Source organism: Halorientalis marina (genome assembly GCF_023028345.1).
GTDB lineage: Archaea > Halobacteriota > Halobacteria > Halobacteriales > Haloarculaceae > Halorientalis > Halorientalis marina.
Window position 1 is genome coordinate 46694 of sequence record NZ_CP095490.1, and the last position, 14655, is coordinate 61348.

Genomic DNA, 14655 nt, shown 5'->3' on the forward strand with positions numbered 1-14655 from the left:
CGCGACGTGAACCGTGGGGTCACTCGTCCGCGAGCCGGACAGTTGCCGTGCCGCTCAGCGCGACCTCGCCTTCTTCCGTGTCCAGTGTCAGGTCCAGGTCGGCTACCCGACGCCCGCTGACCGTCCGTTTGTCCTCGACAGTCCCGGTAGCGGTTAGGGTATCGCCTTCGGTGACGACCGCCTCCAGTTGCGTTTCCAGTGACAGCAGATCCACTGGCGACTCGAGCTGTTCGAGAACGAACTGCGTCACGTACGATATGTTCGCTGGCCCTTCGTTTACCAATCCAGAGTGACCCTGTGATTCCACGTACCGACGATCGAAGTGTAGCGGCGTCGAATCCTGCATGATTGCGGCCATCATCTTGATATTACGTGCCCTAACGGTGAAGTTCATCGGCGTTAGTTCGTCGCCGACAGCCACGTCACGGAGGGTCATCCGTCGTCACCTCGCTTGAAAATCAGCTTCGACGTGGTACTGAACGCCGGCTGTCCGCTGGCGTCGACGGCCTCGTATTCGATCGTAGCGAGGTGGAACTCCCCCAGCGCGTCGCCCGTTTTTTGTTCGACGGTTTCGATCGTGCCCTGCACCTCGTATGTTTCACCGACTTCCAAGAGCTGGTGGAACTCGAAGGACTGCGAGACGTGAAATGTGGTGTCCTCACCGATGTCGATATCGAGTGGTTCGGCCTCAACTGGATTCACACATCCTGCCCAGGCGATATTGATCGCGTACTCCGGTGGGACGAGTTGCGAACCCGCCTCCGTCCGTTCCATGGCCACGTCTTTGTATCTGAACACGTCGTCGTCGTTGTCAGTCGCATCCGCCCACAAAAACGCCATCCAGCGCTCGACGTGGAATTCGCCGTCTGGGAGCTTTTCCCCTTCAATATCTTGTATTTGTGTCGCCACATTCCGTATTTCATTGTGATGTTATATAAATACCCGCCCTGCCGACGGGACTTGCCACTGTGTGTCCAGGTGTCCGCATGTGCTCTCGCGACGGGGAATGCGCCGGACAGTGTGCTCTTCAGTTGCTGTCGGCCGTTGTTGATTCCGTGTCTGTGGGGTCCTCTCGCTGACGTTTCGATGTCGCTCTCGGGCCAGAATTTCTATTCGACAAATATTCTTCCACAGAGGCTAGAACATTTATGAGTCAGCGTTGCTTCTCTGGAAGCGTGTTCGAAAGCAACAGTGGACAGTTCGTTGACGAGGTTATCGTAATATCCGGAGCCAGCAGGGGACTCGGTCGTGCAACGGCGGAGGCCTTTGCGAATCATGGCGGGACGGTCGTTGTAAACTACAGAACCAACCGAGAGGCCGCAGCAGAGACAGTGGCGAGGGTCGAAGAGGCTAGCTCACCGGCAACGGGACGTGCGGTCCAGGCGGACATGACTGACCCCGACGATATCGACGATTTGTTCGAAGAAGTCGAACGGGAGTTTGACGCCGTCGATGTATTCGTTCATAACGCCGCCGTCACCCGGTTCAAGCCGCTCAGCGAGGTCACGATGAAAGACATCTCGCTCACCTTCGGCCTCTCCGTGAACGGATTCATCCTCGCGACACAGCGTGCGATCGATCTCATGGACTCGGGTGGGCGAATCATCTCTGTTTCAGGTGCGATGAGTTACATGCCGTACAACGGCCTGCTTGACAGCGCCAAGTCAGCGATGGAACAGCTGACGAGATACTTTGCTATCGAACACGCGGACGATAACATCAATGCGAATGCCATTCGTCCCGGTGTTCTGGCGAAGGAAGACAACTATTTTACTGAACTGGACGATGAGACCCGCGAATTCATCGAGTTTCTCGTAGAGAAAACACCTAAGAAAAGGGCTGGTGAACTGGACGAGGTCGCCGCCGTCGTCCTCATGCTCGCGAGTGATGAGGCCGAGTGGATCACTGGCGAAGTCATCGACGTGAACGGGGGACTATCGGCGTATATGGATTATCATTGAGTTACCGACCGGCAGACGCTGAGGCTTATCGGCCGTTTCCCGTGTTGCCCTTGCAGGACACAAGAGCAGACGAGATACGGTGCTGCTCGGACCCTGATTTTGACGGCGCTTCAGCACAAATATCTACTTCTCACCAACGGAAGTTAGTGTATTAGATTCTATTACCCCATTTAGGAAAACATTCAGCCACCTAAATTATATATAGGTGGAAAAGTTAGAGTGGAGTGAGTTGAGACAACAGTGTCATACAAGATAGGCACCGATATCGGAGGGACGTGTACCGATTCGGTCGTACTCGACGACGACGGCCAGATTTACGTAGGCAAGGACTTGTCGACGTACCCGGACTTCTCGGACGGAATATTCAATTCGCTTGCCGATGCAACTGCGGAGTTGGACATCGGTGTCGAGGAACTCATTCAGGAGACATCGCTGTTCTTTCATGCCACGACAGTCGGTGAGAACACACTGTTCGAGCGCGACGGGGCAAAGACTGGACTGATCACTACGAAGGGATTCGAGGAGACTCTGAGCTCGACCCGCGGCGCGTACGGTCGCTGGGCCGGCCTCTCCTCGGACGAGGCCAAAGACCTGATCCACACCGACCGCCCCGAACCACTGGTGCCAATGGATCGAATCGAGGGAATCAGCGAGCGAGCGTTCAGGGACAAGATTATCAAACCGCTGGACGAGGACGAGGTGATCGACGCTCTCGACTCCTTTGCCGACGACCTGGACGCGATCGCATGCTGTTTCCTGTGGTCCTCGCACTCTGACGAACACGAACTGGCGGTCAAACGGATCATCGAAGAAGAGTATCCGGAGCTGTACGTGTCGATCTCGAGTGAGATCTCGCCGACGATGGGCGAATACGAACGGACGTCTACAACGACGATCAACTCCTACATCGGGCCAACGACGGAACAGTACCTCGACAGTCTCCAAGCGGAACTCACCGAACTCGGTTTCGACGGGACGATGTTGCTGATGCTTTCTCACGGCGGGGTCGTCTCGAAGGAATCCGCGACTGAACAGCCCGTCGGACTGATCGAATCTGGGCCCGTCGGTGGGCTGTTGGGGAGCCGTTTCGTCTCGAACAAGATGGGTGTCGAAAATATCATTTCGACAGACATGGGCGGAACGACGTTCAAGACCGGTGTGATCAACAACAATCGACTGGAGTACGCCGACGAACCGCTCGTCGGGCGACTTCACTACCAGTTCCCGAAACGGGATATCCACTCGATCGCTGTTGCCGGGGGCAGCATCATCTCGTTCGAGGAAGGGACGAACATCCCCACAGTGGGTCCACAGAGTGCCGGATCGGAACCCGGACCGGTCTGTTACGGCCGTGGCGGGATGCAGCCGACGGTCACCGACGTGGACCTGATTCAGGGGTATTTTTCGCCGGATTACTTCCTGGGTGGCAAAAAAGAGATGGATCCGGACCTCGCCTTCGAGGTGTTCGAAGAAAAGATCGCCGAACCGATGGGCAAAGAGCCGGTCAAAGCGGCGGCCGACATCTACAAGCTCATCAACTCCATGATCGCGGATCTCCTCCACGAGATCACCATCGAGAAGGGGATCGATCCGCGGGAATTCACGCTCGTCGCGATCGGTGGTGCAGCGGGCATGCATGCGGCCTCGTACGCGAGGGAACTCGACATCCCGGAGGTGTTGGTCCCCTACACTGCATCGGTCAATAGTGCACTCGGGTTGCTCTCGACGGATGTGACACACGAGTACACCGAGGCGAACCAGTTGGAACCACCGTTCGACCTGGACCAGATCAACAGCAGTTTCGAGTCGCTAGAGGAGACTGCCCGTGAGAAACTCGCCGAGGAGGGGTTCCAGCCCGAAGAGGTCGTCCTCGACCGCTCGATCAGCATGCGCTACCAGCGCCAGGTGCATGAGGTACAGACACAGATCGAAACCGAGGGACCGCTCGACGAGAGCGATCTCGAGACGGTCGTCGATCGCTTCGAGACCCTCTATCAGCGACGGTATGGCGAAGGGTCAGTGTACAGGTCGAGCGGCATCGAGATGACGGACTTCCACGTCCGGGCGATCGGCCCACTGTCGACGCCGGAACCGTACGAACACGACCTCGTTGACTCGAGCGCTAGCGCTGCACAGGTCGACACGAACGACGTGTACTTCGAGAGTACGAACGGGTTTACCGAGACCCCGATCTACGACTTCGAGGCGCTGCAACCCGGCAACGTTATCGACGGCCCGGGGATCATACTGACGCCAGTTACCAGCATCGTCGTCACACCGGAAGACCGGGCCGAGATGGACGCGTATCGGAACATCCGGATCAAAATCGAGAGTTAATACCATGACAGAACTGCAAGACACGACCGGCGGAATCGACCCAGTAACGTTCCAGATAATCAAACACCGTCTGTTCCAGGTGACCGACGAGGCCGTGACTGCGCTGAAACGCACATCCGGCGCGCCGAACACGACCGAAGGCCACGACCTCATTTCGGCGCTCTACACCAAAGACGGAGGTCTGCTAACCGGTGGCTTCGGGTATCACCACGCTTACACCGGCGCCTCTCAGGCCACGAAACACATCATGGAGAAGTTCGAAGGGAACATCAACGAGGGCGATATGTTCCTATTAAACGACCCATACACTGCGGCTCTCCACGCTCCGGACGCGTATATCATTAGTCCGGTGTTCTACGAGGGCGAACTCCGTGCCTGGTCTGCCACGTTTGTTCACGTCATCGATATCGGTGCCGTCGACCCGGGTGGCTTTTCCCCACACTCGACGTCGGTTTACCACGAGGGGTTCCAGACGCCCGGAATCAAATTCGTCGAGGACGGCGATGTGCGTCAGGACGTGCTCGATACGTTCCTGAATATGAGTCGGGACCCGGATATCGTGGAACTCGACATGCGATCTCAGGTCGCCGCGAACAACGTCGCCGAGGAGCGAATGTGCGACTTGTTCGAGGAGTACGGGACAGAGAAAGTCGAAACCGTCAGCGAGGCTTTGATCGATCAGTCGGAGGAGAAACTGAAACAACGGTTGAGAGAGCTCCCGGACGGTCAGTGGGAGGCGAGGCAGTACATGGACTCGCCTGTCGAGGACAAGACCTACAAGATCAAACTGACGCTCACGAAGGAGGGCGACTCGCTCACGTTCGACTTCGAGGGAACGAGTGGGCAAAGCGAGTATGGCCTCAACTGTGCATACTGGGCGGCAGAGGGGGGCGTCTTCGCACCACTGTTTCCGCTGATGTGTCACGATATCACGTGGAACGACGGGGTGATCAACGTGGTCGACGTCGAAGCGCCCGAAGGGACGATCGTAAACGCCGAGCGGCCAGCTCCAATCTCGCTAGCGACGACACATTCGATTCACGTCTGTAACAACCTTTCGACGCTGCTCTGCTCGAAATTACTCGGTTCGACCGACGAGTCCAAGGAGCGGTCGACGGCAATCTGGCACGGGACACACTGTCAGATCATGCTCCAAGACCGGACCGGCGACCAAACCATGGTCAAGCAGTTGACGGACACTATGGCTGGTGCCGGCGGGGCCAGGTCCTTCGATGACGGCGTCGATATCGGCGGTGAGACTGCCAACGTCGTAACACGCTGGGGCAACGTCGAGCGACACGAGAGCGAGATTCCGTTGATCTATCTGTATCGCCGCTCGGTCGAGGATTCGGGTGGGGCCGGGAAGTACCGGGGCGGTGTCGGCCACGAGTATGCCGTGGTCCCAGTCGATCCTGACTCCTTCGACGAGATCGACCTCGTCACGTTTGGACGCGGCATCGAAGTCCCACAGCCACTCGGCATTTTCGGCGGTTACCCCGGCGGGACTGTCGATTACTCGATCTTCCGGGACATCGACCTCCAGGAGTATCTGTCGACCTTTTCGCCCCCGGACACCGACCCGGACTCCGTGGAGCGTGAAGACGCGCGGTGGGGAGTGTTCGATCTCGCGGTTGACGACATGTTCCGCATCCGGTTCGGTGGAAGCGGTGGATACGGCGATCCACTGGAACGGGATGCCGACGACGTCGCCGCGGATGTAAAAGAGGGGAAGATCGACGTCGAAACGGCTCGAACGGTCTACGGCGTTCCCGTAACTAAGGAAGGGAACTTCGATGGCTCCGTCGACGACACCCGGGACCGACTGTATTCGGAGCGGTTGGAGGATGCTGACAGCTATGAGCAACCGATCGCCTCCGCAGACACGGAACCGACGGGGTTCCTGATCGGGGAATACGTCACCGTCGTCGCTGACGAGACCAGTGGCGATAAATACGCAGCCTGCCGGAATTGCGAGACGACCTTCGCATCCGTCGAGGACAACTGGAAGGAGTCCGTTGTCGTCTCTGAATCCCCGGTCTCCGCTGCTGGCCGCCACCGGGACACCCCGGACAACTACTGTCTCCGGGAGTTCGTCTGTCCCGAGTGTGGAACGCTCCTGGACACTGAGGTTGCCGATCGGGACGATCCACCGCTCCTGAACACGGTGCTGTAGCCCGCCACTCGAGCCAGCCACTTATTTGGGGTTCGATTACGCCATCTGCTGAGGGACTGCCACGGCCACAGGGGTGTCACGTCACCAATTGCGCTCCGGACCAAACTACCTCTGAAACGAGTCAGTCCCTGTGGTCGAACATCATTTGCCGGTCGATGAATCCGTCTGGGTCGACACCCGGTGAGTGGTGTTTGACGACCGACGACACGTCGACCTCGATAATCCTGTCGTCATCGGGGCTCGTTGCTTTTTGCTGGTAGAAATCAGCCCACTCATCATCATCTGCTCCCATGTATTTGCTGTATATTTTCCGGGTGACAGTTTTAATCTCTTCTTCGTCATCGAGTATTCGTGCTCGCCCACGAAGCAGGACCATCCAGAGAGGAATGCCATCAACACTCCGTTCGATTGCCACGGCGACCTGAGGGTTCTGCCGTGCGTTCTTGAGTTTCTTGCCCGAGGTTGTAAACTGGATCTTGCCGTCGAAGTACCGGTACCAGAGCGGGACCACGTGGGGCCGATCATCGACCGAAGTCGAAAGATTTGCAATTAGGGGCCGACCTTGAATCAACTTTTCAACATCTGCTGGAACAGTCTCCATATATGTTCTCAGAATGCCGCGATAATTAATTGTATGGGGTGTCGATATCCTTTTTCATTAAGCCGGGGCGAAACGTCTGTCGGATACGACTAGCTGTCTTTAGAAAGTGTCCGGCACGCCCCCGTGACTCCAAACAGTGTCAGTTTCATCTCTTCGCACGCCTGGCGCGTGCTAGCGACGTCAATCTGAGCCTCGTCCAATCCCAGGTGAATTTATTCTTGGTCGATTAATATATCACTGTATTTATTTTTCAGGGTTTTTTTGTTATACTTACCGGCTAGCGAGGTGGGGATTTGGTCTTCGATTATGACCTCTTCCGGCATCCACCACTCTTTGATTTCACCCTGGTCGACGTACTCGGTGAGGTGTTCGCGCAGTCGCCCTTCGAGGTCGTCGGGCGCGCCGCCCTCGTCAAGTGTTACTATAACGATGGGTCGCTCGTTCCACTCCTCGTGTTTCGCGGCGACCACTACCGCATCGTCGATTTCCGGGTGATCGGTTAGACAGTTCTCCAGGATTGGCGTTGGGATCCACTCACCTCCGCTTTTGATCGCATCCTTGAGCCGATCCTGTACACGGATATTCGCCCGGTCGTCGATGGTTGCGAGGTCACCCGTTTTCATGTATCCGTCTTCAGTTTTCGCTTCGGCCGACTTCTCGGGCATCTTCCAGTACCTGTCGGTACTCCAGGGGGATTTGAAACAGATTTCACCGACGGTTTCGCCGTCCCAGGGAACCGCCTCGCCGTTCTCCGGATCGCGGAGTTTGATGTCGACGCCGGGGACGGGGTAGCCGGCGACCGAGTTCTTGTACTCGAGAAGTTCCTCCGGATCCATTTTTGCCTCGGCGTTTCGGAGCTGGTGTTGCAGGTTGCTGGTGAATTGTGATCCCGACTCGGTTGCACCGTACATCTGTGATGTGGTCGCACCAAGTCCTTCGAGCGTCTGCATCAGATCCTTCGACGGTTTCTGTCCAGCAAACTTGACGTGGAGTTGGTCGAGGTCGATGTCCGTTCCGGCCGAGCGACGATCCTCTATCGTATCCGCGATTCGCTTGAACAACGTGGCAACGCCTTCGGTGAATGACACTGTTTCCGAGACGATGAGGTCCGTCAGGTTGTCCGGGTACTCGACACCTGGAATCACGAGCTTTGCACCTGCAGCTGGTGCGATCGCCCAGAAGAGCCACCCGTAGTGGTAGCTGGGCGGGACCATCAACAAGGAATCCTGTGGTCCCAGGCCGTTCGACGCGACGTGGCCCAGCGCAGTGAGCACCACGTGTCTGTGATCGTGGGCGATCATCTTCGGGCGCCCTGTCGTTCCGGAGGTCCAGGCCAAAATCGCAGCAGTCCGCTCGTCGACCTCCGGCCAGTCGTACTCCGACTCCACCTGTTCGAGGAGGTCATCCAGATAAGCAACGTTGTCGAGTTCCGTCTCATGATCGTCGCCCGCACGATCGACGACGATGATCCTGTACGCCGCCGGATCCCCGAGGGCCGATTCTAGCGACGGGAGGAGATCGGCCGAGACGAAAATGACATCCAGCGGCGCGTGACTCTCGATGTGTTCGATGCAGAACCGCTGGTGATCCATCGGGAGTTCGTAGTTCATCGTACAGGGAGTCGCCCCGACGTTACTGATCGCGTATACCAATTCGTAGTACCGCCGCGTCGAGTGTCCATACAGTCCGACGACGTCACCCGGACTGATTCCAAGGTCGTCCGCGAGATTCGCAATTCGTTTCGTTCTATTCCACATCTGGCGATACGTGACCCGATCGACCCCATCGGGCGTGTCTGTGATTACCTCGGTATCACCGTGTGCTCGAGCGGCGTTTTTCAGGAAAATCCTGGTATTTAGCGGCGCATCTGCTGTCGTTCCTTGCAGTCCTTCTACCTCTTTCTGCATATACGTCCTTGATTGGGGAGTATGATAAAACCATCCGTGTTCCCCCCCTCAGGACCGTCGGTGTTCGTGCTGCGAAACTATGATGTCGATTGCGGCACGTGTTTGAATCGATGGTAGATGCTACCATAGACGTAATCCCCCGAGGAACCGTGCGGATGGACCGAAACTTCCACGCCGAGGCGTCGACGATCGCAACGCAGTCCGATCCGAATCCCGATCTGGAACTGGTCGATGCTGCGGTCTATAACTTAGTAATTGACCATCCCGATGGAACGATCCTGTGGGATACCGGCTGCCATCCCGAGGCCGGTGACGGACACTGGCCGGGGGGATTGTACGACGCATTTCCAGCGATCGACGCACATCAACACAGACTGGACGACGACCTCGCCGAGGCAGGCTACGACATCGGGGAGATCGACTACGTCATCCAGAGTCACCTGCACATGGATCACGCAGGCGGACTCGAGTTTTTCGACGGCACGGACACGCCGATCTTCGTTCATGAAGCGGAACTGAAATACGCATACTTCAGCGCGAAGACCGGTGAAGGCAACGCCGGGTACGTACTCGATGACTTCGATCACGACCTCAACTGGAATGTTATCTACCGCGATAACGTGGCACCGTTCGAGGATATCGAGTTCCTTCACCTGCCCGGGCACACCCCTGGCCTCCTCGGACTCAGGGTGGAACTCGAGGACGCTGGGACACTGATTTTCACCAGCGACCTCGCTGACTCGGCAGATAACTACGAGCGCATGCAACCGATGGGGCCGGGATTGATTTGGGACCGGCGGTCATGGTTTGATAGCCTTCGTCGGATTCACGACCTCGAACGCAGGACCGATGCCGAAGTCGTCTTCGGTCACGATACGGACCAGATCGAAGCCGTCGGCGATGGGTGGTCCTGAACGAGAGGGGGTGGCATGCCCACCCGAATCGGCCAAATCGTGAGCGTGTCGCGTCGTCGTACTGTTAGAAAAATTACTTTTTCACGTCTGCCACGTACCACAGGGTGTCGGTTCCAGCCGCAGTGTCTGGGAGGTCGTTCCAAGTGGCCGCTGTCTGTGATTTCTTCTATCAGTCCGACATATTATCGGGATAAAACTGTTCCACTCGACCGGTGGATGTTGTCGTGTACCAAAACTATATACTACTGGACACACATCAGTCCAAATAGCACGAAAAATGAACTTTAGGAAATCAAGAATGCCCGGAGAAAATAATCTTCATGGCGAGTAAAGAGTCCAATAAAGGTGGTGGATTTTCATCTATAATTCCAAAAATACCACAAAAGGACATTATAATCTTCGTAAGCTCGCTGTCGGCCCTGGTCGTGGCCTGGGCGGTTTCTTCGAACGTGTTCAATCTGACGGAGGCGATCTCGTCGCCGGCGCTGGTGGCAGCGGAGACGTACGCACTGGTCAACAGTGGTGATTGGGTCGTCCACGTGTTCGACACAACCCGTCGCGTCGTCTATGGGTTTCTGTTCACAATCTTCATCGGAACTATTCTGGGCATCGCAATGGGCGTGAGCAAGTTCTGGAGGGTGGTCCTGCAGGACTACATCACTGTTGGACTGGCGTTGCCATCGCTGTTTGCAGCCGTCTTCGCGGCGATGGCATTCGGTTTGAGCGACGTAACGCCCGTGGTGGCGGGAGCCGTCATTTCGTTCCCGTTCGTGACGCAGGGTATCTACGAAGGTGTCAAAGATATTGACAACGATCTGATCGAAATGGCGGATTCGTTCAACGTTTCCCGGCGCCGGGTTATCGTGCGGATCATTGTCAGAGGGGTTATGCCCGAGTGGTTCGCCGGCGCTCGGTACGCCTTCGCGATTTGCTGGAAGATAACGACGCTGGCGGAACTGATCGTCGCAACCTCCGGTGTCGGGTACGTCATCCGACGCAACATGGACGCGTTGGACTTGACCGGTGTGATCGTGTGGACGTTGCTTTTCACCGTATTGGTGATGCTGATAGAGTATGGGATATTCCGACAACTCGAGAAGCGAATGTTCGCCTGGAGACAAGAAACGACAGTGGGCTGGTCATGACTATGAGCACGGACAAATTCACGCGCGGTGACGGAACGCGACGTACGAGCGAAACGGCCGCGATTCACATAGACGATTTGACCAAGGTCTACGACACACCTCGCGGAGAGGAACTCGTCTTCGAGGACCTTTCGGCCTCCATCGAGGCGGGGAGCTTTACGAGTGTGATCGGGCGATCGGGCAGTGGCAAATCAACGCTTTTGAGCATAATGAACGGCACCGTCTCGGCCACATCGGGGAGCATCTACTTCGAACAGGGGGGCGAGCAGGCAGAATCGGCCGAGATCGGTCAGGTATTCCAGGAGCCGCGGCTGCTACCGTGGGAATCGTGCAAAGACAATATCGAACTCGTAAACGAGAACAACGATGCGTATACCGACGAGACGGCCCAGGAGTTACTCGATCTGGTAGGGCTATCGGAACACTACGACAAGTACCCGACCGAACTGTCCGGTGGGCAACAACAGCGAGTTGGCATCGCCAGGGCTCTCAGTATCTCACCGGACATCCTGTTGATGGACGAACCGTTCAGCAATCTCGACGAACTCACGGCAAAGAACATGCGAGACGAAATCATCGAAATATGGCGTGAACTCCAGAAAACCGTGGTGTTTGTGACACACGACATCACCGAAGCGATCCAGTTGTCGGACCGTATCCTGATGATGGGCGGCGGGGAGATTTATTGTGATCTTTCGGTTCCTCTCTCTCGGCCACGTGATGTTACAAGTAACGAGTTCGCGTCCTTCCGCCAAGAGGCCGTAGCGAAGTTCGAGGAGATACAGGAGTAGTATGTTGCTAAAATATATCCGGGGAACTGCTGCCGGCTGGCAGGGATTTTCCATCCCTCGAAACACCTTGGTATACCGTGCGATCGGCGTCGGAGGCGGGGTCGTACTGTGGTATCTGATCGCGTTCACGTTCCCCGAGAACCTGCTGCCCTATCCTCAACAGGTCATTTCCGCCGCGGTCGATCTGTTCCGGACGGATCGGGTCCTCTTCCACGTCGGCGCCACGCTACGCCGAACAGTGCTGGCATTCGGCGGATCGTTCCTGATCGGTGGCGCAGTCGGTGTATTAATGGGGACGAGCAGCATCGGTCGGCGGTTCCTCATCCCGCACGTCCTCATCTGGTTTTCCGTCCCTGCCGTCGCCGCCGCCGCGATGACGACGCTTATGTTCGGGTACGGTGAGCTGGCGATTCTCGCTTCGACTGTCGTTATCACGTTCCCGTACATCGCGGTGAACGTGTGGAAAGGCGTCGAAAGCATCGATTCCGAACTGGTCGAGATGAGTTCCTCCTACGGGGTGTCGACAAAACGAACCCTGCTTCGAGTAATCGTGCGCGATACGGCCCCGAGTTTGTTCAGCGCTTCCCGGTTCGGTCTCGCTATTTCCTGGAAGATTGTCACTGTCGCAGAAATGTTCGCGGCCGACAACGGCGTCGGGCAGAAGATCATCGGCACGTACGAACTGTTCAGATTCGAGCAGACGTGGGCGTGGGCGTTCATATTCATGTTCATCATCCTCTTGCTCGAATACTGTCTGTTCAAGCCGCTCGAACGGCGAGTCTTCGACTATCGCCAGGACGCCGACTTCACCCAGCTCGGCGGTGGCAGGTAGCCACGGTTGGATTCGGTCTGCTTCACACGGAACACCTCTCATAGATCGATCTCGACTTAACATCGATGATACAGTTATGCAGTCAGAAAACATATAGTATATTACAGCAATCGAAAGCAATAATATTTATTATAGTATTTCGGCCCGCCAGTCTGGGGCCACTCGTGGAGAACAAGATCGTCACGCCTGCGTAGACGCCGGCGCTTTTCAGAAATATCCGGACGGGGAAAGCGATGTCATCCACTCTCTCTCGAGCTGTCGGCGGTTGTTCAAAGGATCAAAAGTGGGTCGTCACAACCACGTTCCAGCGATCTTGGCTGTCAAATCGGTTCTAAAGCGTTTACCGCTGGGCTGGGAAGGTGGCGGGGATTGGATTATCCCGTGGTCTGCATCGATCAAAGGGAGTATCTCCACTGTTGGTGCGTGAGCCGCGTATTTTTACGCCGCAGCTCATGGCCCGCGGTCGAATTCTCCGGAGTAGAGGGCTAAACTTTCGCTGGGCGCAGTCGTCTAAGGCGGTGAGCAGTTAAGTACTGATTCGAGGGTTGCGCGACTCCAGTCACGCAAAACATTTTTATCAATATTCTTTATATTTAGTGAAATTAGATAGTTAGGGCCCGCTCGGTTCTGGCTGTTCACGTACGAACTGGTTGTAGGGTCTTTGGAGAGGGTCCGTTCCGAATCCTGGGATCGTGGGCGGCCGGCGACACGCTCGTCGAGGCCGCCGAATCTGTCTCGGCGTCCGGATGCCCAACCTCGCGTCGGCGGCGCTCGCGCGGTCCCAAGAACGGTTCGTTGCCGATTGCGCCGACCAGGAGGGAACACTATTCCTGCTCACTTGGGTACGTGCCGACTACGACGGCGCGATGGTCCGTGCCCTGCGAGACAAGGGCTGGACCTGTACGGGGTTTGCCGAAACAAGCGAAGCCAGCAACTGCGAGGACAAGCCGATCCGAAAGCGCTGGAAGTGGCGCTTTCTCTGTCCCGTCGAACAGGTGAAACAGCAATCCACGCTTACCGACTGGATATGATCCCGCAGAAATCCGTCATCGAGGACATTAACGTGGAACGAGATGCTCCACTACACCATCCGGAACGAGTAGGCTCTCACCCCGGTTAGACTCTAAGACAATCCTACAGTCGGTAGCTGATATCTATTCACCGTGCGGACGAACATGCTCGAGTACATGCACAAGAAAAGCGACGAGAAGATGGAGGCGTTCAACGACCGCATCAAGCGTCACGTCAGGTTCGAGAAAGAGCGTGACGTACCAGGAGTATTCTGGGTGGGGCGGAGGGTACCTTTGATCGACGTTCCGGCATATCTTGTTCAGGGAGATTGTCGATAGATACGGCACGGCGAACATTTTGCTGTCGAGCACGTCGGGGCAGTAGGCCCCAAGAAGTTGGTTCGTGACTGCGTGGTGTCTCGTTATTATGAACAGCACATTTGGAACGGCGGCGGACGGATGTACAGTACACGTTCCGCTGGATGAGCCTCTGGGAGGACAAAAGGCATAGGTGTGATAGCTATAATTACTTCGCCCTCCAGCGCGTTACCAACATGTTCGGCTACTGCGGTACCGAGTACGACGAAGACGCCGGTGTCATGAAGTATCAACTCGCCTCTGAGGACCCGCTCCAGGACGGAGAGAAGACCTTCTACGGCCGCGTCATCCACAAGGCCATCCAATAGTTCGTCAACAAGGTCAAGTCCGTCGCCCTCGGGCTGGGACCGGCGAAACGCATCAAACTCCTGCTGGGCCCGATCGGCTCCAGGAAGTCCGATTTCAACCGGCAGGTCCGACGCTACTGCGAACATTACACCCACACTGACGAAGGGCAGATGTACACGTTCCGGTGACTCATCCCTGTTAAGATACACCTTGCCACTTACCTGGTAGAGACAGCGGTATTCGAGATTGCGGGACAGAGCCTCTAAGTCGCACAAATCCGTAACTGAAAAGCTTGAGATTGCTCATTGCTTATAAAAT

The 14655-nt window shown here is 56.4% G+C and carries 13 protein-coding genes and 1 pseudogene; 10 read left to right on the plus strand and 4 right to left on the minus strand.

The features are described from left to right. Positions 1 to 19 precede the first annotated feature (19 nt). Both MUG96_RS21715 and MUG96_RS21720 read right to left on the minus strand, forming a co-directional pair. Entirely contained in the window at positions 20 to 436 is a 417-nt protein-coding gene (locus tag MUG96_RS21715) for a MaoC family dehydratase (protein ID WP_246989757.1), read from the minus strand. Further along, positions 433 to 909 carry an FAS1-like dehydratase domain-containing protein gene (locus MUG96_RS21720; RefSeq protein ID WP_246989758.1) on the minus strand — a complete coding sequence of 159 codons (477 nt, stop codon included), beginning with the start codon at positions 907 to 909 and terminating at the stop codon, positions 433 to 435. The genes MUG96_RS21715 and MUG96_RS21720 overlap by 4 nt, the downstream gene beginning before the upstream one ends. A 266-nt stretch (positions 910 to 1175) precedes the next feature. Between MUG96_RS21720 and MUG96_RS21725 the strand changes: the two genes are divergently transcribed. The 3 genes from MUG96_RS21725 (at position 1176) to MUG96_RS21735 (ending at position 6471) form a co-directional block, all read left to right on the plus strand. Continuing rightward, positions 1176 to 1961, plus strand: coding sequence for an SDR family NAD(P)-dependent oxidoreductase (locus MUG96_RS21725; RefSeq protein ID WP_246989760.1), 786 nt, complete (start codon positions 1176 to 1178; stop codon positions 1959 to 1961). Between the two features lie 240 nt (positions 1962 to 2201). Next, positions 2202 to 4298 (plus strand): hydantoinase/oxoprolinase family protein, encoded by a 2097-nt coding sequence (locus MUG96_RS21730; RefSeq protein ID WP_246989761.1) that lies wholly within the window; start codon positions 2202 to 2204, stop codon positions 4296 to 4298. Positions 4299 to 4302: 4 nt separating this feature from the next. Next, positions 4303 to 6471: a hydantoinase B/oxoprolinase family protein gene (locus tag MUG96_RS21735; RefSeq protein ID WP_246989762.1), complete on the plus strand. Its 2169-nt coding sequence runs from the start codon at positions 4303 to 4305 to the stop codon at positions 6469 to 6471. Positions 6472 to 6592: 121 nt separating this feature from the next. Here the strand turns inward: MUG96_RS21735 and MUG96_RS21740 are convergent, their stop codons facing one another. Together MUG96_RS21740 and MUG96_RS21745 are read right to left on the minus strand one after the other, a co-directional pair. Continuing rightward, entirely contained in the window at positions 6593 to 7072 is a 480-nt protein-coding gene (locus tag MUG96_RS21740; protein WP_246989763.1) for a pyridoxamine 5'-phosphate oxidase family protein, read from the minus strand. 212 nt (positions 7073 to 7284) lie between these two features. After that, the gene (locus tag MUG96_RS21745; RefSeq protein WP_246989764.1) at positions 7285 to 8979 is read right to left on the minus strand and encodes an AMP-binding protein; all 1695 of its coding nucleotides are present in this window, start codon (positions 8977 to 8979) and stop codon (positions 7285 to 7287) included. A gap of 110 nt (positions 8980 to 9089) precedes the next feature. On the opposite strand from MUG96_RS21745, the gene MUG96_RS21750 reads away from it, so the two are divergent. The 7 genes and pseudogenes from MUG96_RS21750 to MUG96_RS21780 all read left to right on the plus strand — a co-directional run. After that, a complete protein-coding gene (locus MUG96_RS21750; RefSeq protein ID WP_246989765.1) occupies positions 9090 to 9893 on the plus strand; it encodes an N-acyl homoserine lactonase family protein in 804 nt (267 codons plus the stop codon). 320 nt (positions 9894 to 10213) lie between these two features. Beyond that, a complete protein-coding gene (locus MUG96_RS21755; RefSeq protein WP_246989766.1) occupies positions 10214 to 11038 on the plus strand; it encodes an ABC transporter permease in 825 nt (274 codons plus the stop codon). A 2-nt stretch (positions 11039 to 11040) separates the two neighbouring features. Then, a complete protein-coding gene (locus MUG96_RS21760; RefSeq protein WP_246989768.1) occupies positions 11041 to 11829 on the plus strand; it encodes an ABC transporter ATP-binding protein in 789 nt (262 codons plus the stop codon). A 67-nt stretch (positions 11830 to 11896) separates the two neighbouring features. Continuing rightward, a complete protein-coding gene (locus MUG96_RS21765; RefSeq protein ID WP_246989770.1) occupies positions 11897 to 12661 on the plus strand; it encodes an ABC transporter permease in 765 nt (254 codons plus the stop codon). Positions 12662 to 13353: 692 nt separating this feature from the next. After that, entirely contained in the window at positions 13354 to 13692 is a 339-nt protein-coding gene (locus tag MUG96_RS21770; protein ID WP_246989772.1) for a hypothetical protein, read from the plus strand. A gap of 144 nt (positions 13693 to 13836) precedes the next feature. Continuing rightward, on the plus strand, positions 13837 to 14010 hold the full coding sequence (locus MUG96_RS21775; protein WP_246989873.1) for a hypothetical protein: 174 nt from the start codon (positions 13837 to 13839) through the stop codon (positions 14008 to 14010). A gap of 101 nt (positions 14011 to 14111) precedes the next feature. Continuing rightward, positions 14112 to 14522, plus strand: a pseudogene (locus MUG96_RS21780) (PrkA family serine protein kinase); the annotation flags it as partial. Positions 14523 to 14655 lie beyond the last annotated feature (133 nt).